Origin of the sequence: Hyunsoonleella ulvae, assembly GCF_016827605.1 — a bacterium.
Classification (GTDB): Bacteria; Bacteroidota; Bacteroidia; order Flavobacteriales; family Flavobacteriaceae; genus Jejuia; species Jejuia ulvae.
In genome coordinates, this window is the sequence record NZ_JAEPJQ010000005.1 from 152,768 (window position 1) to 176,793 (window position 24,026).

The following is a 24,026-nucleotide window of genomic DNA, read 5'->3' on the forward strand; positions in this document are numbered from 1 at the left end:
CGATTGGTTTACTATTAAGGAGAATTACTTTTTTAACTTGTTACAGTTTTAATCAAAAAAAAAGCCTACAATCTTGAAATTAGATGTAGGCTTAATATTTATAAAAAAGTTTATTTAAGACTCCGTGGGCTTTTCAGCCTTTTCGATATCTATTTTTAACTCATCGGTTTTCTTGTCTAAATCAATGATGATTTTATCACCTTCTTGAAGATTGGATGCAACGATTTCCTCAGCAAGTGCATCTTCAATATATTTTTGAATAGCTCTTTTTAGAGGCCTTGCACCATATTGCTTATCAAAACCTTTGTCGGCAATATAATCTTTTGCGGTATTGGTTAACTTTAAATTATAACCTAAACCTTTAATTCTAGATAATAATTTATCTAACTCAATATCGATGATTTGATTGATATCTTCTTTTTCAAGAGGATTGAATACCACAACATCATCAATTCTATTTAAGAATTCTGGTGCGAACGACTTTTTAAGTGCGTTTTCAATAACTTTTTGGGCATTAGCATCTTCTTGGGCTTTTTGGGCAGAAGTACCAAAACCTATACCTGAACCAAAATCTTGGAGTTTTCTGGCTCCAATATTAGAGGTCATGATGATAATAGTATTTCTAAAATCTATTTTTCGGCCTAAGCTATCAGTTAAATGCCCATCGTCAAGCACTTGTAATAGCATATTAAATACATCTGGATGTGCCTTTTCAATTTCATCTAGTAGGATAACAGAGTAGGGCTTACGTCTTACTTTTTCGGTTAATTGCCCACCTTCCTCGTAACCAACGTATCCAGGAGGTGCTCCAACTAAACGGGAAATTGCAAACTTTTCCATGTACTCACTCATGTCTATTCTAATTAAAGAATCTTCACTATCAAACAGTTCACGAGATAATACTTTGGCTAATTGGGTTTTACCAACACCAGTTTGTCCTAAGAAAATAAAAGAACCTATAGGCTTGTTAGGATCTTTTAATCCTGCGCGATTACGTTGAATGGCTTTAACCACTTTCGCTACCGCCTGATCTTGCCCAATTACTTTACCTTTAATAAGGTTTGGTAATTCTGCCAACTTATTAATCTCAGTTTGTGCAATTCTATTCACTGGAATTCCAGTCATCATCGATACTACATCTGCTACATTTTCCTCTGTAACGATCTCACGATGCTGCTTGGTTTCCTCTTCCCATTTTTCTTGTGCAATTGCTAGATCTTTTTCAAGACGTTTTTCATCATCCCTCAATTTAGCGGCTTCCTCATATTTCTGCTTTTTCACTACAGAATTTTTGGTTTCCCTAACTTGTTCTAGTTGTTTTTCTAGTTCTAGAATTTGTTGAGGAACATCTATATTAGTAATGTGTACACGAGAGCCTGCTTCATCTAAAGCATCAATGGCCTTGTCTGGAAGAAATCTATCCGTCATGTATCTATTTGTTAGCTTTACACAAGCTTCTACAGCTTCTGGTGTAAAATCTACATTGTGATGCTCTTCATATTTTCCTTTAATATTATTAAGGATTTCAATAGTCTCTTCAACAGTAGTTGGTTGTACAATTACCTTTTGGAAGCGACGCTCTAAAGCACCGTCTTTCTCTATATATTGCCTGTATTCATCAAGTGTAGTAGCACCTATACATTGAATTTCGCCGCGCGCCAATGCTGGTTTAAACATATTGGAAGCATCCAAGCTTCCGGTAGCACCTCCAGCACCAACTATGGTATGAATTTCGTCAATAAAAAGAATAACATCATCATTCTTTTCAAGCTCGTTCATTACGGCTTTCATACGCTCTTCAAATTGTCCGCGATATTTTGTGCCTGCTACTAAACTCGCTAAATCTAGAGTAACCACTCTTTTGTTAAATAATATTCTTGACACTTTTCGTTTTACAATTCTTAAAGCTAGACCTTCGGCAATGGCAGATTTACCAACACCTGGTTCCCCTATTAAAAGTGGGTTATTTTTCTTTCTTCTACTCAAAATCTGTGAAACACGCTGTATTTCAGCTTCTCTCCCCACAACAGGGTCTAACTTACCTTCTTCAGCTAACGCCGTTAAATCACGTCCAAAATTATCCAGAACAGGGGTTTTAGACTTTTTGTTGGACTTCCCTGATGGAGAATTAAAAATATTGTCTTTTTGAGATTCATCTCCTAAATTGGCATCATCGTCTTGAAAGGATTCTGCTTTAGGTTCTATATAATCGTCATTTTCGTTTGTAATCATTTGCTTAAATTGTTCTTTAACATTATCGTAGTCTACTTTCAACTTGTTTAGTAGTTTGGTTGTGGGGTCATTTTCATTTCTTAAAATACACAACAATAAATGTGCTGTATTTATAGAGGTACTTTGAAACAATTTCGCTTCTAAAAAAGTCGTCTTCAAGGCACGCTCTGCCTGACGCGTTAGGTGCAGATTTTTCTTTTGATTTGAAGCAATACTGATATTTGGATTAGCGGGACTTAAAATTTCCACTTTTCGTCTTAAGTGATTTAAGTCTACATCTAATGCATTTAATATATCTATTGCTTTTCCATTACCGTCTCTAAGTAGGCCCAACATTAAATGTTCGGTGCCAATAAAATCATGTCCTAAACGTAACGCTTCTTCTTTACTGTAAGCGATCACATCCTTTACTCTAGGGGAAAAATTATCATCCATAACTAAGTTCCTTTCTGCATTAAAAATACTAAAACATTTTAACTAAGGACAAAAACCGTACCTTAAAATGTATTAGTCGTGCTAATTGACGAAAAATTAATCAAAAAATCAAAGCTCATCTACTTATAGTTATTAACGAAAAACGGTAGTGAAATTGTTAATAAAAAGTCCTAAAAGGGAAACAAAAATCACGCATTTACACTAATGAAATTAGTATATTAGCATGTTTTGAAAAAATCGTAAAAACTAAATTAAATATATATGGCAGAAGGAGAAAAACTGATACCTATTAACATTGAAGATGAGATGAAATCTGCGTACATTGATTACTCAATGTCGGTCATTGTGTCACGTGCGCTACCAGATGTAAGAGATGGTTTAAAGCCTGTTCATAGACGTGTACTTTACGGTATGCACGAATTGGGTGTTAGAGCAAGTTCAGCACATAAAAAATCAGCAAGAATTGTTGGAGAGGTTTTAGGTAAATATCACCCACATGGTGATACTTCGGTTTATGATACCATGGTGCGTATGGCACAAGAATGGAGTTTACGTTACATGTTAATTGATGGCCAAGGGAATTTTGGTTCTGTAGACGGTGATAGTCCTGCGGCAATGCGTTATACTGAAGCTAGGATGCAAAAGATTTCTGAGGAAATGCTTGCCGATATAGATAAAGAAACTGTTGACCACAAATTAAATTTTGATGATACGTTACAAGAGCCAACAGTTTTACCTACCAGAATACCAGGTTTATTGGTAAATGGAGCTTCAGGAATTGCAGTGGGTATGGCTACTAACATGCCACCTCACAACCTGACAGAAGTTGTAAATGGCACTATCGCTTACATTGATAATAATGACATTGAGATTGATGAACTTATGTCATTCATAAAAGCACCAGATTTCCCAACAGGAGGTACTATATATGGATACGATGGCGTAAGAGATGCATTTCAAACAGGACGCGGTAGAATTGTGTTGCGTGGTAAGGCGAATATTGAGGAGGTTAATGGACGTGAGTGTATTATCGTAGATGAAATTCCTTATCAAGTGAATAAGGCAGATATGATTAAGAAGACTGCCGATTTAGTTAACGAGAAAAAGCTAGAAGGAATTTCTACAATTCGTGATGAATCTGATAGAAAAGGTATGCGTATTGTGTACGTTTTAAAGCGCGATGCAATTCCAAATATTGTATTAAACAAATTATACAAGTATACAGCGCTACAGTCCTCATTTAGTGTAAATAACATTGCTTTAGTTAATGGAAGACCGCAACTTTTAAATCTAAAAGATTTAATTCATTATTTTGTTGAACACAGGCACGAAGTTGTTGTTAGGAGAACACAATATGAATTACGAAAAGCAGAAGAGAGAGCGCATATTTTAGAAGGTTTAATTATAGCCTCTGATAATATTGATGAGGTTATTCAAATTATAAGAGCATCTTCTAATGCAGATGAAGCACGTGAAAACTTAATAAAACGTTTCGAACTTACAGAAATACAGGCCCGTGCAATTGTTGAAATGCGTTTACGCCAATTAACAGGTCTGGAGCAAGACAAATTGCGTTCAGAGTATGATGAGATTATTAAAACCATTGCCGATTTAAAAGATATTCTAGATAAAAAAGATCGTAGAATGAATATCATTAAGGAAGAATTGGAAGTTATTCGAGACAAATATGGTGATGAAAGACGTTCTGTAATAGAGTATGCTGGAGGAGATTTAAGCATTGAAGATATGATTCCGAATGAGAAAGTGGTTATCACTATATCTCATGCAGGTTATATTAAACGTACCTCACTAACCGAGTACAAAACTCAAAATAGAGGAGGAGTTGGACAAAAAGCATCTACTACCAGAAATGAAGACTTCCTGGAACACTTGTTTGTTGGAACTAATCATCAGTACATGCTATTCTTTACACAAAAAGGAAAATGTTTTTGGATGCGTGTTTATGAAATTCCTGAAGGCGCAAAAACCTCAAAGGGTAGAGCTATTCAAAATCTAATTAACATTGAGCAAGATGATAAAGTAATGGCATTTATTTGTACTCAAGATTTAAAGGATGAGGACTATATAAACAGCCAATATGTCATTATGGCTACCAAAAAAGGACAAGTAAAGAAAACATCGTTAGAACAATATTCTCGACCAAGAACAAATGGTATCAATGCGATAACAATTAAGGATGGTGATGAGTTATTAGAAGCCAAGTTAACTACTGGTGAGAGTCAAGTGATGTTAGCACTTAAGTCAGGAAAAGCTATTCGTTTTGAAGAAGCAAAGACCAGACCCATGGGTAGAAATGCCTCAGGTGTAAGAGGTATAACATTAGCTCATGATAAGGATGAAGTCATAGGAATGATAGCCGTTGATGACATGGAAAGTAACATATTAGTAGTTTCTGAAAATGGTTACGGAAAACGTTCTAGTTTAGATGATTATCGTATTACCAATAGAGGCGGTAAAGGTGTAAAAACCATTTCTATTACAGACAAGACAGGAAACCTGGTATCTATCAAAAACGTAACTGATAGTGATGATTTAATGATTATTAATAAATCTGGTATTGCCATTAGAATGGCTGTTGAGGATTTACGCGTTATGGGACGTGCTACTCAGGGGGTTAAATTAATAAACTTAAAAGGTCAAGATTCTATCGCAGCTGTTGCTAAAGTTAGACATGACGAAGATGATGTAGATGATGTTGAAACTACCGAAAACACTGATGTATCAAATGATGGCACAACTGTTGATAATAATGATACAGATAACAACAATAATGAATAACACAAATTAAATTAAAATGAAAAAACAACTAATTATAGCATTAGCAATTTCTATAAGTGCATTTTCTTTTGCTCAGAAAAAAGAGTTGAAAGCTGTTGAGAAAGCCGTTAAAGCCAATAATTTTGCGGAAGCTAAGGAGGCTTTAAAGATTGTAGAACCTATGTTAAGTTCTTTAGATGATAAATTATTAGCTAAATATAACTACTTGAAGGGGTTAGCTTTATATGCTAATGGTGCAGGGTCTAACGAAGAGATTGATACAGCATTAGGTTTCTTAAATAAAGCTAAAGGAGCTTATAAAGAAGAAGTAACTAAAATAAATAATGACGTAGTTAATAAGTTCTTAGAAAAAGGAAATAAAGCTTATGAAGAAAAGAAGTTTGATGTTGCTTCAGTATATTTTGAAAAACTGTACAACTTAAGAAAGCAAGATACAATATATCTGTATTATGCAGCTGCCACAGCAGTAAACGTGCCAGATTATGATAGAGCATTAGGCATTTATCAAGAGTTGAAAGATTTAAAATACACTGGTATTGAAACTCAGTATTTTGCTGTAAATGTTGAAACAGGACAGAAAGATCGTTTTGAGGATAAAACACAGAGAGACTTCCAAGTTAAGGCAAAGTTGTACAAAGACCCTACTGATGAAGTAACTTCATCAAAACGAGGTGAGATTGTGAAAAATGTTGCATTGATTTACATATCAAAAGGAGATAATGAAAAAGCTATACAGGCCATTAAAGATGCCAAGGCTGAGGCTCCTGATGACATTAATTTAATTATTTCGGAAGCTAACATTTATTATAAAATGGGTAACACTGAAAAGTTTAAAGAGTTAATGGAAACAGCCACAAAATTAGATCCAGAAAATGCTGAATTACAATATAATTTGGGTGTAATATCTGCTGATGCGAATCAACCAGAAGAAGCTTTACAATATTATAAAAAAGCCATAGAGTTAGATCCAAACTACTTGAATGCTTACATAAATAGTTCTGCAGTTATATTAAATCAAGGTAAAGCTATAGTAGAAGAAATGAATGGACTCGGAACTTCTGCTGCCGACAACAGACGCTATGATGAGTTACGAGATAAGAATCATGACATATATAGACAAGCAATCCCATTCTTAATAAAAGCATTAGAACTAAAACCTAATAGTTTGGACGCAGCGAAAACTTTAATGAACCTTTATAGTGTTCTTGGTAAGACAGATGAGTTCAAAGCTATGAAGGCTAAAGTGGAAGAAATAGAAAGCGGTCAATAAAAATTTCCTCTTTATTCTAAACAAAAAACCAGAGCATTTTGCTCTGGTTTTTTGTTAATTTAAGTATCCTTTTTGAAAAACAATATTTTGTAATACTTTTTATTATCACTTTCTATAAGCCATACTCCTTCTTTTGCATCAATTCCTCTCACATTGATAACACCTCTAGGAGTAAGTGATCTCAAATATTTTTTAACTTCATTATTTTCCTTTATTATCATAGGAATAGCTGCGTTGAAACGCATTTTTCTAAAAGATCTTTCTGTGTAAGAACCTTTAAGAAATTTTTTATAGTCGTTAGGAGTATAGCCAAGAACTGGTATTTTGAAATTTAAACTTGTTTTACTTTTATTTCTTTGCCTTTCCAACTTCGCGCCAGTTTTGGAATTTAAATAAATTCTATGTGAAAATAGATTTGACTTGTTAATATAAGTATGTCCAGCTATATTTTGATAAGAAGGGGTCTTGAAAATTCGCAAAGTAATACTATCATTTTCTACAGCCATTCTTGTATTTATTTCTTTACCGAAAATCTTCTCGTTAAGCCCACTCTTATCGTTAACGCTATGTTGAGTTTTAAATATTAAATCTCCACTAATAGAAAATTTATGAATATAATAACCAGAAACTTTATTGGAAGCACCAAATTTCCTTGCCTTTAGTCCATAAAGCCCATAGACGTATACCTCTTTATTCTCTTCATCTACATAAATATTGTTAATTATGTTATGAGTATCATAAGTAATATATCCTCCACCTGTATCTCAATAGGCAAAAAAACCATTTTCTAAATTAATATTATACTTTGTTTTATCTATAAGCTCGCCATTCAAGTTGTAAACTCTTCTGTATATATTGGATACATTGTAATCATTATTTATAGACTTGGTAATAACTTGTATTTTATTATCATTTACAATATCCGTCTTGAAAAAGATATTAGATTCATTAGGTTTAAGTAAATCCTTACCTAAAACCTCTGAAGGATCCGGCTTATCTTTAATTAAAATATCAGTAACTTCATCCGTAAAAATATTCCTTTTTAGTAAATGTAATTCATCCTTTTCTAGATTTATATTCCTACTTCCTTTTTGATTAACGAAGCCAATTAAATAATCATCATTGTATTTGAAGAATGATGTGAAATAAGTTTTCTTTAAATTGCTATATTTTCTAAACTCAGTGACGCCCTTATTAGATGCATATAAATATTTTTTTCCACCAGTTAAAGCATTATATTTTGATGCCCTAAGAGTATTTCCTGATTGCGACCAAAATGGATCCATCAAGGGTTCTCCATCATAAAATATACTTTCCTTGCCATCAGAGTTAAACTTTACTATTTTTTCTATTTTCGTATTGTAAGATATAGCTATTGTAGAACCATAGCTAACAGCAATTTCATTATCTTCAGGAAGGTAGTTGCAAAACAAAGGAATTTTATTTTTTTCAAATTTACCCTCTTTGATTATTATTTGAGACGTTGTAGTTAAAGGTATTATTAGTAAAATAAAAAGTATTTTTTTCATTTTAGTTCTATTTGTTAATAACAACAAATTAAAGAAATTAATTCCTATGATTTTTTAAAAAATATTTAAAAAATATCAAAGTTTAAGAATAGGTACTTTTTCATTGTACTAGACTAAAGATTTTCAAAGGTTTTTAATGTCTTTACAATAATTGAAACACAATCCAGTAACTGTTCTCTTGTAATAACCAAAGGAGGAGCAAAACGAATAATGTTACCATGGGTAGGTTTTGCCAATAAACCATTATCCCTTAAAGCCAAACAAATATCCCAAGCCATATTGTTTTTTTCTTCATCATTAATTACAATAGCATTTAACAACCCCTTTCCTCTTACCAATTTAACTACATTACTGTTTTGTATGTAAGCCTCTAATTCGCTTCTAAACAATTTACCTAAAACATCTGCTCTTTCAGCTAAATTTTCCTGTTCAACCACTTCTAAAGCGGCAATAGCTACCGCAGCTGCTACTGGATTACCTCCAAAAGTACTGCCATGATTGCCAGGCTTAATAACATTCATAATATTATCATTAGCCAAAACTGCGCTTACAGGGTATGCACCGCCACTAAGTGCTTTTCCTAGTATTAAAACATCTGGCTTTACATCTGGAGTACCCGAACAGTTTTTAGTTTCACAGGTGCAATTTCCACACGTAGCCAATAACCTTCCCGTACGAGCAATTCCTGTTTGTACTTCATCAGCAATAAACAGCACGTTATATTTTTCACAAAGCGCCTTTGCTGCAATTAAATAACCATCACTTGGCACATATACTCCAGCTTCCCCCTGTATAGGTTCCACCAAAAAACCTGCGATATTTGCATTGGTTTTTAATGTATTTTCTAACTCTAGTAGGTTATCATATTCAATTTTAATAAAACCTTTTGTATACGGGCCAAAGTTTTCTCGAGCTACCGGGTCGTTTGAAAATGATATGATAGTGGTAGTCCTTCCATGGAAATTATTTTTACAAACTACAATTTCGGCTTCATTTTCATTAATACCTTTTACCTCATAAGCCCATTTTCTGGCAATTTTTAAAGCTGTTTCTACAGCCTCAGCACCAGTATTCATTGGTAAAAGTTTGTCAAACCCAAAAAGTTCAGTAGCATACTTCTCGTATTTCCCTAACATGTCATTGTAAAATGCTCTTGAGGTAAGCGTTAATGTCTGGGCTTGCTCTAGCATAACGTTAACAATTTTAGGGTGACAATGCCCTTGGTTTACTGCTGAATATGCAGATAGGAAATCATAATACTTTCTTCCTTCAACATCCCATACATACACACCTTTCCCTTTAGTTAATACCACAGGAAGTGGGTGATAGTTGTGAGCGCCATACTTATTTTCTAATGCAATTGCTTCTTTTGATGTTAATTGTCCTAAAACAGCCATTTTAAAAAATTTAAAAATACTTAATTCGTAAATGTATAACCTGTAGTGATTAAACATCTATAATTAATCTCGCATAACGAGTAAAATAACCATTCCTTCTGTACCTTTATTCTTCCGAGAATTCGAAAAAGCAGCGTGGGAGAGAAATCATCCCTGGATAGGAATGCAATTTAACAAATAATAACTTTTTTTAGAAATTATTCCGACAATCTACTTGAAAGCGATGAAATTTGAAGTTCTAAACGTTTCAGTTCCCTTAATAAAGCATTTTTATCCATCTGCATCCAAGCAAATATTTTTAGCATACTAACACCTATAAGGAATATAAGACTTCCAGTGGCCCATTTAATAAGTTCTGAAGTACTATCTACATTTAAAAACTGTACAATACAGTAAATAAATAATCCAAAAAACACCAGAGTCATAAAGTTCATCATGTACATAATCCATTTATTTTTTCCTCTGAATAAACCCCAAATCATCTGAAGTACATTTTGTTCTTCTAATTCATCATAGAATTTACTTTCCTCTTCGTTTAAAGTTTCCTTTATAAGCTTATCGATATCTTCCATATTAGTTTTCATAAGTATAATGTTTTAAAAGTTTTTTTAATTTTTCTCTAGAGTGAAACAATCTAGATTTAGCAGTACCAACAGATATGTTCAATATTTTACTTACTTCTTTAAGAGAACAATCCTCAGTATAAAACAACCTGAGCACTTCTTGCTGATGCATTGGTAATTTTTTAATTGCATCAAGTAATTTGAATTTAATCAGGGTATTATCGTTTTTATCGTCTATCACAACTACATTTTCTTGTTCTTTCTCTAATTGATTTAAATGATGACGAATTCTTGATGTTTTATTTAGCCAATCCATTGAATTATTACATACGATACGTAATGCCCAGCTCCCAAAGCGCTCTGGTTTTTCTAACTGGTAAATTTTATCAATAATTACCGTCCAACTTTCTTGTGCAATATCTTTAGCAACATCAGCATCTTTAACTATCCAATATGCTTTTTCACAAAATGGTTTGTGCCATCGTCTAACCAACTCCGCTATCTCTTGCTTGTATCCAGATTGGACTTTCAAAACGATATCCTTGTCCGTTTTCATCTAAATAGTTTAAAAATAAAACGCCATAAACGCACCCACAAACTCCATTTTGTAAATACTTTGGTTTCAAAAAAATTGTTTTCAATCCTATCAAAAGCATTTTCTATTAAAGCATCATGTAGCCAACGTATAACTATTGACCATTTAAGTGTAGCAAAACCCTCTGTACTCATAACTATCTTATGACTTACGCAGGTAGAATTTTCATTTACACTCTTAATTTCAAATTTGTGAAAACCATTAAATCCTTTAGGTTCTAAAAACGTGAATGTGATGTGGCTATCTGGGGAAAATTCAGTTACCTTATACCGAATAATACCATGACCTCCGCTTGATCCTACTTTAAGCCCATCTTTAAATCGCATTGCGGGCCAATAATTTTTAGGCCATACTTTATCATCCTTTTGAGATAATGTTAGTATTAAAGCTGTTATTCTAGCTTTAGGTTGGTCAATGATACGCTTATGGGTATTTTTCACTTTCATTTCTTATATAAAGACGGTAAAAAACTAAAAAGGTTCATTTTATTTTTTGTAAAAGTGAAAATCTCTTAAAGTTAATAGAAATAAATAAACATTTATTTCGTGCTATTGTTATTTTTGCAGCATGCCAAGAAGAAGAAATTCCAAAAGAAAAATTTTTGAACATCTAGAGGTTATTGATGCGGGAGCCAAAGGAAAAACCATAGCTAAAGCACCCGATGGTAAGGTTGTTTTTTTACCAAATGCCGTTCCCGGAGATGTAGTTAACGTACAAACGTTTAAAAAACGTAAAGCCTATTACGAAGGGAAGGCCATACACTTTCATAAGTTATCTGATAAACGCGTAACACCAGAGTGCAACTATTTTGGGACTTGTGGTGGTTGCAAGTGGCAAGATATGGGCTACGAACATCAATTGTACTACAAACAAAAAGAGGTAGTTAATAATTTAACTAGAATTGGGCATGTAGATTTGCCAGAAGTCACACCAATATTAGGCTCAAAAAAACAATATTTTTATCGTAATAAAATGGAATTTTCATTTAGCGATAGCCGTTGGTTAACAGAGGAGGAAATTCAATCTGACAAAGATTTAGGAGATAGAAATGCATTAGGCTTTCACATTCCAGGAATGTGGGATAAGATTTTGGATATTGATAAGTGCCATTTACAAAGAGACCCTTCTAATGCAATAAGAAATTCAGTAAAACAATTTGCGATTGAAAATGATTTAGAATTTTTCAATACCAGAAACCAAACAGGTTTCTTGCGTACTATGATGATTCGTACATCAAGTATGGGAGATATTATGGTGCTGGTTCAATTCTATAAAGAAGATAAAGAAAAACGAGAATTACTTTTAAATTTTATTTCAGAAGAGTTTCCTGAAATTACCTCGTTGTTATATGTAATCAATGGAAAAGGTAATGATACTATATACGATCAAGACGTAGTTTGTTACGCAGGGCAAGACCATATTTTTGAAGAGATGGAGGGGCTAAAATTTAAGATAAACGCAAAGTCTTTTTATCAAACAAATTCAGAACAGGCTTATGAATTATATAAAATAACACGAGACTTTGCAGGATTAAATGGCGATGAATTGGTATATGATTTATACACAGGTACAGGCACCATAGCCCAATTTGTATCAAAAAAAGCCAAAAAGGTCATTGGTGTGGAGTCTGTTCCTGACGCCATTGCAGCTGCTAAAGAAAATGCACAATTAAATAACATTAGCAACGTTGAATTCTATGTTGGAGATATGAAGCAGGTGTTTAATGACGCTTTTATAAAAACCCATGGGCATCCAGATGTTATTATTACCGATCCACCTCGTGATGGTATGCACAAGGATGTTGTTGCGCAATTGCTTAATATAGCAGCTAATAAAATTGTTTATGTGAGTTGTAATAGCGCAACACAAGCACGAGATTTGGAGTTATTGAACCATATGTATAAAATAACCAAAGTACAACCCGTAGATATGTTTCCACAAACATTTCATGTAGAAAATGTAGTACTTTTAGAGAAAAGATAATTATTGTAATGAAAAAAGTAAGTGTATTAGCTTTTATACTTCTGTTGGTATGTAACTATAGCTGTGAACGTGATGATTTGTGTCCTGCCGCTACACAAACAACCGCTAGATTATTCATAGAAGCCTTTGATGTATCCATACCAGATGACAGTAAGAATATTTTTGGCTTAAGGATAGAAGGCATTAATGAAAACGGAGAAAGTAATGGGGTTTTAGAGAATTATCAAGGTGTTTCCTCTAGTGAGCTAATATTACCTTTGAGAACAGATGCAGATATGACCCAATATAGATTATATCAAGATTCTACTATAAACGATAACGGTACTCCAGATGATACTACTGACGATTTTATAGAAGGAAATGCCGATGTTATTACTATAACCTATATTCGTGAAGACGTGTTTGTCTCCAGAGCCTGTGGTTTTAAAACTGTGTTTAACAATGTTCAAATAGAAGTTGATACAGATGATACCGATCAATGGATACAGTCAATTAGAGCCGTAAATGATAACCAAATTGTAGAAAATGAAGCAGAAGCACATTTTATATTATTGCATTAGTGTAGTATTGATGGTTTTGGTTTGTTCTAAAGCACAGGCCCAAGACGAAAGCACTCCAAAAACCCAAAGCGATTCTACAGTTGTAAAATTAAAATATGGTTTACGTGTTGGTGTAGATACAGGAAAACTAATACGATCCTTTTTGGATGAAGAATATACTGGCATTGAATTAGTTGCAGATTATCGCCTTACCAAAAAGCTTTACATAGCAGGAGAATTGGGGAATGAAGAACGCATTGTAATTACTGATTTTTTAAACACTACAACAAAAGGAAGTTACGTTAAGGCAGGTATAGATTACAATACATACCAAAATTGGTTGGATATGGACAATATGGTATACTTTGGATCCCGTATTGCATTTAGTACATTTAAGCATACTATAAATAAATATCAAATATATAGTACAGATCAGTACTGGGAGCCACAAAATATTGTAGAAGACGCCATTGAAAAAGATGGACTAACTGCCATTTGGACCGAACTTATCCTGGGTATAAAAGCTGAACTGTTTACTAATCTCTATTTTGGCTTAAATGCGCAACTTAAAGTATTGCTCACAGAGACAAAACCCGATAACTTCCAAAACATCTATATCCCTGGATTTAATAAAACCTACGACAGTACGCGAATAGGTGTGGGTTATGGGTATACATTAGCCTACAGGATTCCACTTTACAAAAAAACCAAGGTTATTGCTCCAGTGAATTAAATATTACTTTACCATAAAGTTAAGGTTTGGTAATTTTACATTTTTACGTAGAAGTACTTATACCTTTTTTGATAGAAAAGTTTTACATTGGCATATATGTAATTTAAAAGCATCTTATTATGGCCAGTTTAAAATTTACCCTATGGAATGCCGAATGGTTTAACGAATTATTTACAGGGTCTCCACCTGTATTTAGAGCAGATACAGATAAAGGATATATGACTAAACAACTTATTGGAGATCGCATTAGGGATTTAAGAGGGGTTATTAATGATGTAGACTCAGATGTTTGGGTTATTGTTGAAGGCCCTAATCAAAGTTCTGAATTACAACTATTTTTTGATAGGCCAGATGTTATAGGCGATTGGGAATGTGTCGTGCAGCCTGCAGGAGCCCAAAGTGTAAGTCTTGCAGTGCGAACTGATACAGGAAAGTTTAGTGCTACACCCATAGACTGGTTTAGTATTGATGGTTCTCCTGAGGCTAATACATTAAAATCAGCAACGAATGAGTTTAGGATGGATACCGACAATGATGGCTTGGACGAGGTACATAAATTTGAAAGACGACCTTTATATGCATCAATTAATTTAGCCGATGGAAAATCGTTCAGGGTACTAGGGTTACACCTTAAGAGTAAAGGTGTTTTTCAATCGTTAGAATGGAGTAAATGGTGGTCTAAATCTGATGGTAATAGAAAAAAGATTGTGGCACAATGTCATCAAATAAGAACCCATTTTTTAAATGACTATCTTACAAATAGTGCTACAAAAGATATCCCACTTATTGTTTGTGGAGATATTAATGATGGCCCAGGCTTTGATACCAGTGAAATGAAAATTATGGCAAGTGGTGTGGAACGCTTAATGGGGTCTATATGGCATCCAGAATTGTGTTTGGGCAATGCTATGTTTGACACGCTGAGCGACCGCCATAAAAAGGAATTAAATTTTACCTCATTGTATACCGCAAGCTTTAAAGATCCTATTTTTAACAATAGCTACAGAAGATCGTGGATCGATCATATCTTATATTCAAGAGCTCCACAAAACTGGGTGTCGAATGCAGAAATTTTAATTAATATGAGCAGTGGTAATCCTATTTATAAAGATTTCCCAAAGTCCTCTGATCATTTTCCTGTGACGTGTACAGTATCTACAGATAATTTTGTTTAGTTGGATTTAGTTTAAACATCTCTTAAACCAATAATTTTAGGAGTATTTTTATTTTCTACGTTCGTTGTTTACAGGGCTTCTACAAATTAAACAATCTGCCAGATAGGTTATGGAGATTTCGTATATACCATCGGTTCTACCAATGTTTGACGTATTAAAATCATACGAAAAACCAAATCTAAAACGTTCTAATTCTACACCAACCAAAGCATTTAAGGAAGTTAGCAAATGGCTATTACCACTATTTTTTGCGGGATTGGTAACAGCCATAGCTCCCACAAAAAGTTTATTAAACTTTAAAGTAGCAGATAAATCCAAACGATTAAAACGTCCTTGTTGCATATAGTTTGCAGACAATATCATATCATTATAGTCGTAATAAGGAAACCTATAACTAGCATGTACAGTATAAAAAATATCCAACGGTACATTGCCTTCATCAAAAAAAGAAATATTTGGTTGGTTTAAATGCTTAATCGCAGCACCAAGCCATAAATCCGTATCATTACGTCTGTTTTTCTTATCAAATACAAATCCTGCAGTAAAATCTATAAAACCTATATTGTTATTGGCATTCATAGCAAAAGGGTCTGAACTGACTGGATTTACCATACCGGAATTAATATTTATTTGGTCGGATAATACTAAGTTTCTAAAATTAAAGGACTTCATACCATAGCCTACTTCTACTGCTGGCCTAAAATACCAATCGTTATTCAACCCTATGATGTAAGCAAAATTTCCATTAAACTGAAAATGATTATAGCTTGTACTATTTTCACGTTGGTTTAAAAAACTAAAACCTATACCAATACCATCTTTTGCATTTTCTAACCATGTATTAAAAAATGCATAATCTGTATCTACTTGTAAATCTAAATAAGGCCATTGTGTACGATGGATTACCCCAAAATAAGTAGCCTGTTCAAATCCAGAGAACGCCGGATTTAAACTTTCTGGCATCATCATATACTGTGAAAAAACTGGATCTTGTCCATTTGCTTTGAAACAAAAGCAAACTCCTATAATTGCTATATATAATCTTACTTTCATTTCTTTATTTAATTAAAACCACTACACCTTTACTTTCTATTTTTTTACCATAGAATGTTTCTCCAGAAAACGTATAATAATAGTTACCGTTCTCGGCAGGATCACCTTTTATTTTACCATCCCAGCCTTCAATATTCTCATCGTCTTCTTCAGAATACACCATGCTTCCCCAAGTATTATAAATTTCTAATTTTAAACTAGATAATGCTATTTGTGCTGGCAAGAAGTAATCGTTTAAGTCATCATTGTTTGGAGTGAACGCATTAGGCATAATTAAGCTGTAGCCTTTTTGTATTTCAAGAGTAATGGTTTTGGTATAAACACAATCAAAGGGATACACTACGGTTTGGGTTATCTCATAAGTCCCAACAGACTTGTAGGTGTGTACAGGGTTTTCTTCATTTGAAAAAGTGCCATCTCCAAAATCCCAAGAAACACTAACAAAACTTCCTATTGCTGTATTTGTAAATTGAATGGGGTCTTCAATAGAATAGAAACCAAAGGTATCAAATGCCTCAGCTGAAACTGTAAAATCGGCGTCTCCCAAAACAGGAATATCTACATTATAAGAAAATGTATTACTACAGCCCAACGCATCAGTGATATCAACAGCTACTAATCCATTGGTATCCGTTTGCATTATTTCGTTATTTGCACCTGTTATTGTACCACTAGACCAACTAATCTGATAGGGAGGAACTCCACCACTTGGATTGGCAATAAAAGATTGTTCTACAACTCTTGTGTCGCAATTATAGTTTGTTATCACTTCAACATCTAAGGCTAAAGGCTCAAAACGATTAATAATAAAGTCTTCTGATATTTCACATCCGTTGGCATCTACAATATTTAATGTGTAGTTTCCTGAAGGGATATTACTTAAATCTTCTGTAGTTGCGCCGTTAGACCATTGGTAGGTTAGTGGTAAAGTGCCACCTGTAATTATTGCGTTTATAGAACCACTATTAGCATCATCACAATCCAAGGCATCTGTTTTTGTTCCAGAAATAGCTAAAGGATCAGGTTCTGTAATTACGAATGTTTCTGTGATAACGCAAGGCTTACTATCTGTTATGGTAACTGTATATGTTCCAGGTCCAATGTTATTGCGTTCTAAACCTGATGAGGGATCATCATCCCAAACAAGATTGATGGGTGATATACCGCCTTCTAGGTTAAGTATAATTCTTGCATCATTTTCTCCAAAACAGGAGACATTAGATACTTGTGGATTAATCCTGAAAACAGGAGGGGAGTCAATAACCACAGTCTCTTGCTTAACACAATTGGTAGCATCTGTAACCGTAATAACATAGTTTCCTGGAGAAAGATTGTTTTGCATCATTCCCGATCCCAAATTACTCCAAGTTATAGTGTAAGGAGCATTTCCACCCGTAATAGAATTTATAGTAATAGACGCATCATTATCATTATAACATTCTATTTCTGTTGCCGTATAATCAATAATAATTTCATCTGTTTGGTTAACTATAACCTCCAAGTCATCTATACAGCCCGACCTATCGGTTACTGTTACATTGTAGGTTCCGGCTAATAACCCTGTTAAATTTTGGTTTGTACTCACAAAACCATTAGGACCTGACCAACTATACGTATAAGTAAAAATACCTGGGGAATTTTCAAAGGGTCTTCCTCCAGTAACGTCTATATTTATTGCTCCAGTAGCCTCACCAAAACAAATCACATCAACTTTTGTATCTAAACTTGCTTGTAGTTCAGGTGGCTCAATAATATTGAAGTTTTCGGTAATAGGACTACAATTGTTAGCATCAATAACCGTTATAACATAATTTCCTGGAGCAAGGTTAGATAGGTCTTCATCAGAACTAAAAGGCGTTCCATTTCTTGTCCAGCTATATGTATATGGAGCAGTACCTCCAGACACATCAATTTCAATTTCTCCATCATCAGCTTGAAAACACGAGATCGTTTCAGGATCAAAGTCTATGTTGCTAAAAACTAATTCATCAGGTTCTGTTATAGTAAACGTTTCATTGTAAGGGCAGCCGCCATCATCTAAAATTGAAACCGTATAGTCTCCAGGGGCTAAGTTTGATATATCTTCATCAGTACTTACAAAACTATTAGGTCCTATCCAGTTTATTTGATAGGGCACACCTGAACTAAATGGTACACCTCCAGTGATATCTATCTCTAAAGCACCTCCATTATCTAAATAACATAGGCTATTGGTTTGTGATGCAGTAATGGTTATAGAAGGGTTAACCGTAACTACAATCTCAAAAGTATTACCTACACACATACCAAGGGTTGGGGTTACTGTATAAGTAACGGTAGAAGGAGTCGTTGTGGTATTAGTCAATGTCTGGCTAATAGTATTTTGGGGCGTTAATTCTTGAGATGCTCCTGTAATTGTCCCTATTGGATTAACAACAGGATTTGCCCATGTGTAAGTAGTCCCCACAGGTGCAATATCTCCTCCAGAACTATCGGGAGTAATATTAAAAGATGTTCCACTACAGATTATAGTAGATGTATTACCAATATTTGGTGTTTCATTAACTGTTTGCTCAGAAACTTGAGAAACAATTTCAGAACATCCTCCTGAAGAAAATGTTATCACGGCATAATAATATGCAGTACCTACAGTTCCTGAAGGTGGTGTATAAGTATTGGTGGTTTCTCCTGCGATAGTAGTTCCAGTTGTGTTGTTGTTTACAGTGTTACTGTACCATTGATATGTAGGTGTTCCTACGCCGTTGGCAAACGCTACAGACAACGTGTTAAACGTATTGCCAAAACAAATGGTCTCAGAAAGAGGTTGACTGGTAAAAGCTGGAGCAGCATTTATGATAACTTCTGATGTTTGACTCGTAACACTACATCCAGGTTCATTTTCAGTAACAACTACATAATAGTATAGTGTTCCAACGGTATTGGTTGGTGGTGTAAATATGGCACTTGTCGCACCAGGAATGGCTGTTCCTCCTGTATTGGTATTGGTGGTATTGCTATACCACTGGTAGGAATACCCAGAACCTATACCGCCAGAAGCAGTAATTTCTAAATCTTGGGGCACCGTACCTTGGCATAACTCTTGGGAAATTAAAGGTTGTGAGGTTATAATAGGATCATCTGCTACAACTACTTCCGAAACATCGCTTGTAATTGGCGAACACCCACTTCCGCTTGCAGTAATTATTACATAAAAATAATAACTACCAGAAACTGTAAAAGCAGGTGGAGCATATGTTGCTGCTGTAGCTCCCGGAATAATAGTGCCTCCAGTATTTGTATTTGTAGTATTGGAATACCATTGATAAGTAATGGTGCCAGTGCCTCCTGAGTGTGTTACAATCAAATCAGTGTTCACAGCACCATCCACACATACACTTTGGGTTGTTATTGGGTTTGAGTCTATTTGTATATTTTCTACAACTTCAACTCGAGAGGTGTTTGATGTAATCTCGTTACAACCAGCTCCTGATGTAAATGAGACTGTAACATAATAATAAACAACACCAATAGTAGCATTTGGTGGAGTATAGGATGCACTTGTCTCTCCTGCAATAGCTGTTCCTGTTGTGGTATTATCAACAGTATTACTATACCATTGGTAAGATGGTGTTCCTGGACCGTTAACACTTACCGTTAAAGGCGATACAGTACCGTTTAAACAAATAGTTTCATCTTGAGGCTGACTGGTAAACTGTGGTGCGGGATCAACTGTAATCACAATATTTACTGAAGTACCATCACAAGTACCATTTGATGGGGTTACTGTAAACGTAACATCCTCTGAAGTCGTATTAGTATTAAATAGTGTTTGTACTGGTATTATATTGGTGGTACCATTAGCAATAAAACCACTTACCCCTGCAGGAGCCGTAGCGGTCCAATTATAGGTTGTCCCAGAAATATCGGAAGTTAAAACCACTTCGCTAGTTTCTGTTCCAGAACAAATAGTTTGTGTTAAATCCGTATTGGTAATTGTAGGGATTTCGTTTATAACAAAATCTTCGGTATCGTTAGTAGTACCACAACTCGAAGTCACACTAAATGTAATTTGATAGTTTCCAGGAGTATTATATGTTATAGTCCCTGGATTTAGTGTAGTTGCGGTAGCTGGTGTTCCTCCAGGGAAACTCCAATTATAGGTTATTGTTTCAGAAGCGGGAGCACAAGTATCTACATTGGCTACTGGTGTAATGGAAGCTGTTCCACAAAAATCAGGAATACTATTAATAACAACTGTAGGAGGTTGTTTTACTTCTACAGTTTCAGAAATAGTACTACTACCACAGGTATTTGTAGTGGTTAAGGTTAATGTATAAGTTCCTGAACTATTAAATTCAAACGAGGGCGACGCAGAATTTTCATCCGTACCGTTTGTAAAGCTCCATGAGGCAATACCGGTATTACAAAACCCAGAAGTATGTGCTACTTCCCATAAATACGTTACACCGCCACAACTATTGCTTAAGTCCGTAGTGTTAGTAGCCTGAACATTTAAAGCTGTACAGCCGTTATTGGTATCTAAAGTAAAAGCTGCGGTCAAATCAGATTCAATACAAATATCTTTGGTAACAGTATTAGTTACGCCACAAGAATTTTCAGCATATAACGAAACGGTATAAGTGCCAGGTGATGTGTATGTGTGAGAAGGATCTCTATTGGTTGATGTGGTACCATCTCCAAAATCCCAAAAGTAACCATCATTAACGCTACAGTTATTGCTAAATCCATCTAGTGAGGTATTTACAAATTGTACAGGAGTGTTAACGCAACTTATCGGAGGATCTTCAAAATCCACAACAGGCCTTCGCAATATAATAATAGGCCCAGCAGTTAAATTAGTTTGACCACAAGATGTTGTAATCGATAAAAACACTGTGTAACTTAAAGGACAGCTTGTTTCCGTGTAGGTATGAGGAATAGGGAAATCTTGTGAATTTACGGGGTCTGCAGCATTAAAATATGTGGAAGCCTCTAACTGCGCTTGTGTATAACTTTCAAACGTACCATCTCCAAAATCTACTTGATAATTTGTATCAGGAGGGTTAGTAGCCCAGGATCCAATAGCAAATTCAATAGGATCTACAGGAGTACATAAATTTACCGTATTACCAGGGTTTACTATAGCTCCTGTAGGGTTACTGGAATTTTTAATTAAATACGTTACTGTATTATCACAATTTGTGCCTCTTCCAGTTATCTCCATGTTAAAAGAACCCAATTGCGTATAAGTATGTGTTGCTGGAAAAGTAACTCCTGTTTCTACAGCACTGCCATCTCCCCAATCTACATCATACGAGTTAACGCAAGGAGAAACATTACTAATATTAACATTAATGGTATAAGAAGGGTCTGTGGTGTTATTACCACAATTGTTAAATGGATCAAAAGGACTATCAACATCCCTAAATTCCAACAAAGGTTTTTGCTGCACTGTTACAGGTCTTGTCACAGATGCAGTACACCCATTATCATCAGTAACAGTAAGTGTAACATTAAAAATTTGATTTCCACAACCAAGAGATTCAAAAACATGAGAGGGATTGTTGCTTGAAGATGTGTCTCCATCCCCAAAACTCCAATTATAATTAAAGGGGCCATTACCTGTAGCTGTTGGTGTAAAATTTACCGCTATACCAGAGCAAGCCGTGTTATTATCAAATGTAAAATCTACAGTTGGAAGGGTATTTACAGTTATAGTGGCTGCACCACTGGCTGTATCGGTATCTCCAGTATTATCTTCAACAGAGACCAATCTGTAGATAAATGTTCCTGCTGTATTTGTACTTACGGGTAAATCTATACTACTACTAGCACCAACGGTGGAAATGGTTAAATTACCTCCTCCATTTATGGTGTATGTAAAGGTGTAAGGCGCTGCACCTCCAGAACCTGTAAACGTAATTTCTGGATTTGGGCTGCTATTTAAACACACTTCTGTTGTGCCTGAAATAGATGCAGAAGGCGGTAAAAAAGAAGATAAGCTTGTGTATGTATTTTGAAAAACAGGATTCGTATGCTTTAAAGCAAATAGCGATGCAATTATTACAATAGAAAATAATGCAACAAGAATAGATTTCTTTAGCATAATGAAAGTTAGGTTAATAGCCCCACTAAAATATATATTCTTTTTAGCTTATCTTTAAAAATATCGTGATAAAGTGATTTTTTTTCTTCAAAATACCTAGCGTTAGGTATACATGTTGATATTTATTATACAATGATTTTTGTGTTTGGTCTTATTCACTATATTTATGCGTAAATAGTTTTTATGAAAGCCTTAGTCATATCGGGAGGAGGAAGTAAAGGTGCCTATGCAGGTGGTGTTGCTCAATATTTAATGGAAGTTGATGGACGTGACTATGATATGTTTTTAGGCACATCTACAGGAAGTCTATTAGTCCCTCATCTTGCAGCAGGCGAGATAGACAAAATTTATCATGTATACACCAACGTAAAACAGAGTGATATCTTTAGTGTCAATCCGTTTACAATAAGAAAAAAGGGAAAACGAGAGTTTGTTTCAATTGATTTTGTTAATACGCTTTGGCAGTTTATAAAAATGAAACGCACCTTTGGTGAGAGTAAAGCATTAAAGCGTCATATAAAAAAACATTTTACCAAAGAGGAATATCTTAAAGTTAAAGCAACAAAGGATGATGTTGTGGTAACGGTTTCCAATCTTTCCAAAAATAGAGTTGAATATAAATCCATCAAAGATTATGATTATGATGAATTTTGTGAATGGATTTGGATTTCATGTAATTACATTCCCTTTATGTCCTTAGTTGAAAAAAATGGATTTGAATATGCTGATGGTGGTTTGGGGTGCGTAATCCCCATTAGGGAAGCCATTTTAAGAGGTGCGACACAGGTTGACGCCATTGTTTTAGAATCTGAAAGTATGGAATACAATAAAGTGTTGGGTAAAAATCCTTTCTCTTTGATGATTAATCTATTTGGACACCTGTCTGACCAACTAGAACGCAATGATATTACCATTGGAAAACTTGCCGCAAAAAATAAAGGCGTAGAACTTAATTTGTATTATACCCCATCTAAACTAACAGAAAACTCATTAATTTTTAATAAACAATTAATGACATCTTGGTGGCAACAAGGTTGGGACTATGCTAAAAACAAGTGCGAGCAAGCACAATCCAATGAATTAAGACTTGACAACGATATTACCACAATTCCCTAACTTCTTCTTTTAAGATAGAAATTGCTGCATCACTTGGTGAACTTCGTTCCATCATTTCAGTTAAAATAATCTCACGAAGCTTATCAGCAGAATCTGTTTTTTCAGATAGATTTGCTTTTCGTATCAATTGTACTGTTGCTGCTTTAGCCGTCATAATTACACCCCAGCATTTTTCACTAACATAAATTTGCTGTGTTAAATTATGCTCCATTTCCTGTTGAATGTTTTGTATCAATAAAGTTTCGTAATCTTCTTTATTTGAAGATGTTGGCTTAACTCTTAAAAGTAATTTATTTGGAGAAATACGCTCTAAAAACAGTGTTAATCGTTCATAAGCTTGTAAACGTAAAGGTAATGATGTGGTTTGTAGATCTTTCTTTAAAAGAAAGCGCCTTCTGCCATCTTCATTTTCAGTATGGGTTTTAAAAAAATAGTACGCTATCAATCCGGTAATTAATGCTGGAAGGCTAAATAAGAATAAATCAATAATTCTACTTGAATCCATAATTAAAAGCTAACTAA

Annotated in this window: 17 protein-coding genes; 7 read left to right on the forward strand and 10 right to left on the reverse strand. The window is 34.5% G+C overall.

Translation table 11 applies throughout. The features are described 5' to 3' along the window. Positions 1 to 114: 114 nt before the first annotated feature. On the reverse strand, positions 115 to 2,667 hold the full coding sequence (locus tag JS605_RS13580; RefSeq protein WP_203258262.1) for an ATP-dependent Clp protease ATP-binding subunit: 2,553 nt from the start codon (positions 2,665 to 2,667) through the stop codon (positions 115 to 117). A 261-nt stretch (positions 2,668 to 2,928) separates the two neighbouring features. Between JS605_RS13580 and gyrA the strand changes: the two genes are divergently transcribed. Both gyrA and JS605_RS13590 read left to right on the forward strand, forming a co-directional pair. Next, entirely contained in the window at positions 2,929 to 5,466 is a 2,538-nt protein-coding gene (gene gyrA, locus JS605_RS13585; protein ID WP_203258263.1) for a DNA gyrase subunit A, read from the forward strand. A gap of 16 nt (positions 5,467 to 5,482) precedes the next feature. Next, complete coding sequence (locus JS605_RS13590) at positions 5,483 to 6,736, forward strand: tetratricopeptide repeat protein (protein ID WP_203258264.1); 1,254 nt, start codon at positions 5,483 to 5,485, stop codon at positions 6,734 to 6,736. 59 nt (positions 6,737 to 6,795) lie between these two features. On the opposite strand, the gene JS605_RS13595 is transcribed toward JS605_RS13590, so the two are convergent. From JS605_RS13595 to JS605_RS13620, 6 genes are all read right to left on the reverse strand, one after another. Beyond that, complete coding sequence (locus JS605_RS13595) at positions 6,796 to 7,242, reverse strand: hypothetical protein (protein WP_203258265.1); 447 nt, start codon at positions 7,240 to 7,242, stop codon at positions 6,796 to 6,798. Between the two features lie 258 nt (positions 7,243 to 7,500). Further along, the gene (locus JS605_RS13600; RefSeq protein ID WP_203258266.1) at positions 7,501 to 8,265 is read right to left on the reverse strand and encodes a hypothetical protein; all 765 of its coding nucleotides are present in this window, start codon (positions 8,263 to 8,265) and stop codon (positions 7,501 to 7,503) included. Between the two features lie 113 nt (positions 8,266 to 8,378). After that, a complete protein-coding gene (gene rocD, locus JS605_RS13605; RefSeq protein WP_203258267.1) occupies positions 8,379 to 9,662 on the reverse strand; it encodes an ornithine--oxo-acid transaminase in 1,284 nt (427 codons plus the stop codon). Positions 9,663 to 9,859: 197 nt separating this feature from the next. Next, complete coding sequence (locus JS605_RS13610) at positions 9,860 to 10,246, reverse strand: DUF6768 family protein (RefSeq protein WP_203258268.1); 387 nt, start codon at positions 10,244 to 10,246, stop codon at positions 9,860 to 9,862. Then, the gene (locus tag JS605_RS13615) at positions 10,236 to 10,781 is read right to left on the reverse strand and encodes an RNA polymerase sigma factor (RefSeq protein ID WP_203258269.1); all 546 of its coding nucleotides are present in this window, start codon (positions 10,779 to 10,781) and stop codon (positions 10,236 to 10,238) included. The genes JS605_RS13610 and JS605_RS13615 overlap by 11 nt, the downstream gene beginning before the upstream one ends. Continuing rightward, the gene (locus tag JS605_RS13620) at positions 10,778 to 11,266 is read right to left on the reverse strand and encodes a hypothetical protein (RefSeq protein ID WP_203258270.1); all 489 of its coding nucleotides are present in this window, start codon (positions 11,264 to 11,266) and stop codon (positions 10,778 to 10,780) included. The genes JS605_RS13615 and JS605_RS13620 overlap by 4 nt, the downstream gene beginning before the upstream one ends. A 121-nt stretch (positions 11,267 to 11,387) precedes the next feature. Here JS605_RS13620 and rlmD point away from each other — a divergent pair, with 121 nt between their 5' ends. The 4 genes from rlmD (at position 11,388) to JS605_RS13640 (ending at position 15,250) form a co-directional block, all read left to right on the forward strand. Then, entirely contained in the window at positions 11,388 to 12,803 is a 1,416-nt protein-coding gene (rlmD, locus tag JS605_RS13625) for a 23S rRNA (uracil(1939)-C(5))-methyltransferase RlmD (RefSeq protein ID WP_203258271.1), read from the forward strand. A gap of 8 nt (positions 12,804 to 12,811) precedes the next feature. Continuing rightward, entirely contained in the window at positions 12,812 to 13,363 is a 552-nt protein-coding gene (locus JS605_RS13630; RefSeq protein ID WP_203258272.1) for a DUF6452 family protein, read from the forward strand. Continuing rightward, positions 13,329 to 14,075 (forward strand): DUF6048 family protein, encoded by a 747-nt coding sequence (locus tag JS605_RS13635; RefSeq protein ID WP_203258273.1) that lies wholly within the window; start codon positions 13,329 to 13,331, stop codon positions 14,073 to 14,075. The genes JS605_RS13630 and JS605_RS13635 overlap by 35 nt, the downstream gene beginning before the upstream one ends. Before the next feature lie 119 nt (positions 14,076 to 14,194). Continuing rightward, positions 14,195 to 15,250, forward strand: coding sequence for an endonuclease/exonuclease/phosphatase family protein (locus JS605_RS13640; RefSeq protein WP_203258274.1), 1,056 nt, complete (start codon positions 14,195 to 14,197; stop codon positions 15,248 to 15,250). A gap of 48 nt (positions 15,251 to 15,298) precedes the next feature. Here JS605_RS13640 and JS605_RS13645 read toward each other — a convergent pair whose 3' ends face one another. Together JS605_RS13645 and JS605_RS13650 are read right to left on the reverse strand one after the other, a co-directional pair. Then, the gene (locus JS605_RS13645) at positions 15,299 to 16,303 is read right to left on the reverse strand and encodes a PorP/SprF family type IX secretion system membrane protein (RefSeq protein WP_203258275.1); all 1,005 of its coding nucleotides are present in this window, start codon (positions 16,301 to 16,303) and stop codon (positions 15,299 to 15,301) included. Between the two features lie 4 nt (positions 16,304 to 16,307). Further along, on the reverse strand, positions 16,308 to 22,388 hold the full coding sequence (locus JS605_RS13650) for a PKD domain-containing protein (protein ID WP_203258276.1): 6,081 nt from the start codon (positions 22,386 to 22,388) through the stop codon (positions 16,308 to 16,310). 183 nt (positions 22,389 to 22,571) lie between these two features. On the opposite strand from JS605_RS13650, the gene JS605_RS13655 reads away from it, so the two are divergent. Further along, entirely contained in the window at positions 22,572 to 23,504 is a 933-nt protein-coding gene (locus tag JS605_RS13655; RefSeq protein ID WP_203258277.1) for a patatin-like phospholipase family protein, read from the forward strand. Here the strand turns inward: JS605_RS13655 and JS605_RS13660 are convergent. Further along, positions 23,488 to 24,009 (reverse strand): DUF7935 family protein, encoded by a 522-nt coding sequence (locus tag JS605_RS13660; RefSeq protein ID WP_203258278.1) that lies wholly within the window; start codon positions 24,007 to 24,009, stop codon positions 23,488 to 23,490. The genes JS605_RS13655 and JS605_RS13660 overlap by 17 nt on opposite strands. Between the last annotated feature and the right edge of the window lie 17 nt (positions 24,010 to 24,026).

Excerpts from the sequence above, each read along its gene's own strand:
- JS605_RS13580 (WP_203258262.1), bottom strand. The coding sequence starts at position 2,667 with ATGGATGATAATTTTTCCCCTAGAGTAAAGGATGTGATCGCTTACAGT.
- gyrA (WP_203258263.1), top strand. The coding sequence starts at position 2,929 with ATGGCAGAAGGAGAAAAACTGATACCTATTAACATTGAAGATGAGATG.
- JS605_RS13590 (WP_203258264.1), top strand. The coding sequence starts at position 5,483 with ATGAAAAAACAACTAATTATAGCATTAGCAATTTCTATAAGTGCATTT.
- JS605_RS13595 (WP_203258265.1), bottom strand. The coding sequence starts at position 7,242 with ATGGCTGTAGAAAATGATAGTATTACTTTGCGAATTTTCAAGACCCCT.
- JS605_RS13600 (WP_203258266.1), bottom strand. The coding sequence starts at position 8,265 with ATGAAAAAAATACTTTTTATTTTACTAATAATACCTTTAACTACAACG.
- rocD (WP_203258267.1), bottom strand. The coding sequence starts at position 9,662 with ATGGCTGTTTTAGGACAATTAACATCAAAAGAAGCAATTGCATTAGAA.
- JS605_RS13610 (WP_203258268.1), bottom strand. The coding sequence starts at position 10,246 with ATGAAAACTAATATGGAAGATATCGATAAGCTTATAAAGGAAACTTTA.
- JS605_RS13615 (WP_203258269.1), bottom strand. The coding sequence starts at position 10,781 with ATGAAAACGGACAAGGATATCGTTTTGAAAGTCCAATCTGGATACAAG.
- JS605_RS13620 (WP_203258270.1), bottom strand. The coding sequence starts at position 11,266 with ATGAAAGTGAAAAATACCCATAAGCGTATCATTGACCAACCTAAAGCT.
- rlmD (WP_203258271.1), top strand. The coding sequence starts at position 11,388 with ATGCCAAGAAGAAGAAATTCCAAAAGAAAAATTTTTGAACATCTAGAG.
- JS605_RS13630 (WP_203258272.1), top strand. The coding sequence starts at position 12,812 with ATGAAAAAAGTAAGTGTATTAGCTTTTATACTTCTGTTGGTATGTAAC.
- JS605_RS13635 (WP_203258273.1), top strand. The coding sequence starts at position 13,329 with ATGAAGCAGAAGCACATTTTATATTATTGCATTAGTGTAGTATTGATG.
- JS605_RS13640 (WP_203258274.1), top strand. The coding sequence starts at position 14,195 with ATGGCCAGTTTAAAATTTACCCTATGGAATGCCGAATGGTTTAACGAA.
- JS605_RS13645 (WP_203258275.1), bottom strand. The coding sequence starts at position 16,303 with ATGAAAGTAAGATTATATATAGCAATTATAGGAGTTTGCTTTTGTTTC.
- JS605_RS13650 (WP_203258276.1), bottom strand. The coding sequence starts at position 22,388 with ATGCTAAAGAAATCTATTCTTGTTGCATTATTTTCTATTGTAATAATT.
- JS605_RS13655 (WP_203258277.1), top strand. The coding sequence starts at position 22,572 with ATGAAAGCCTTAGTCATATCGGGAGGAGGAAGTAAAGGTGCCTATGCA.
- JS605_RS13660 (WP_203258278.1), bottom strand. The coding sequence starts at position 24,009 with ATGGATTCAAGTAGAATTATTGATTTATTCTTATTTAGCCTTCCAGCA.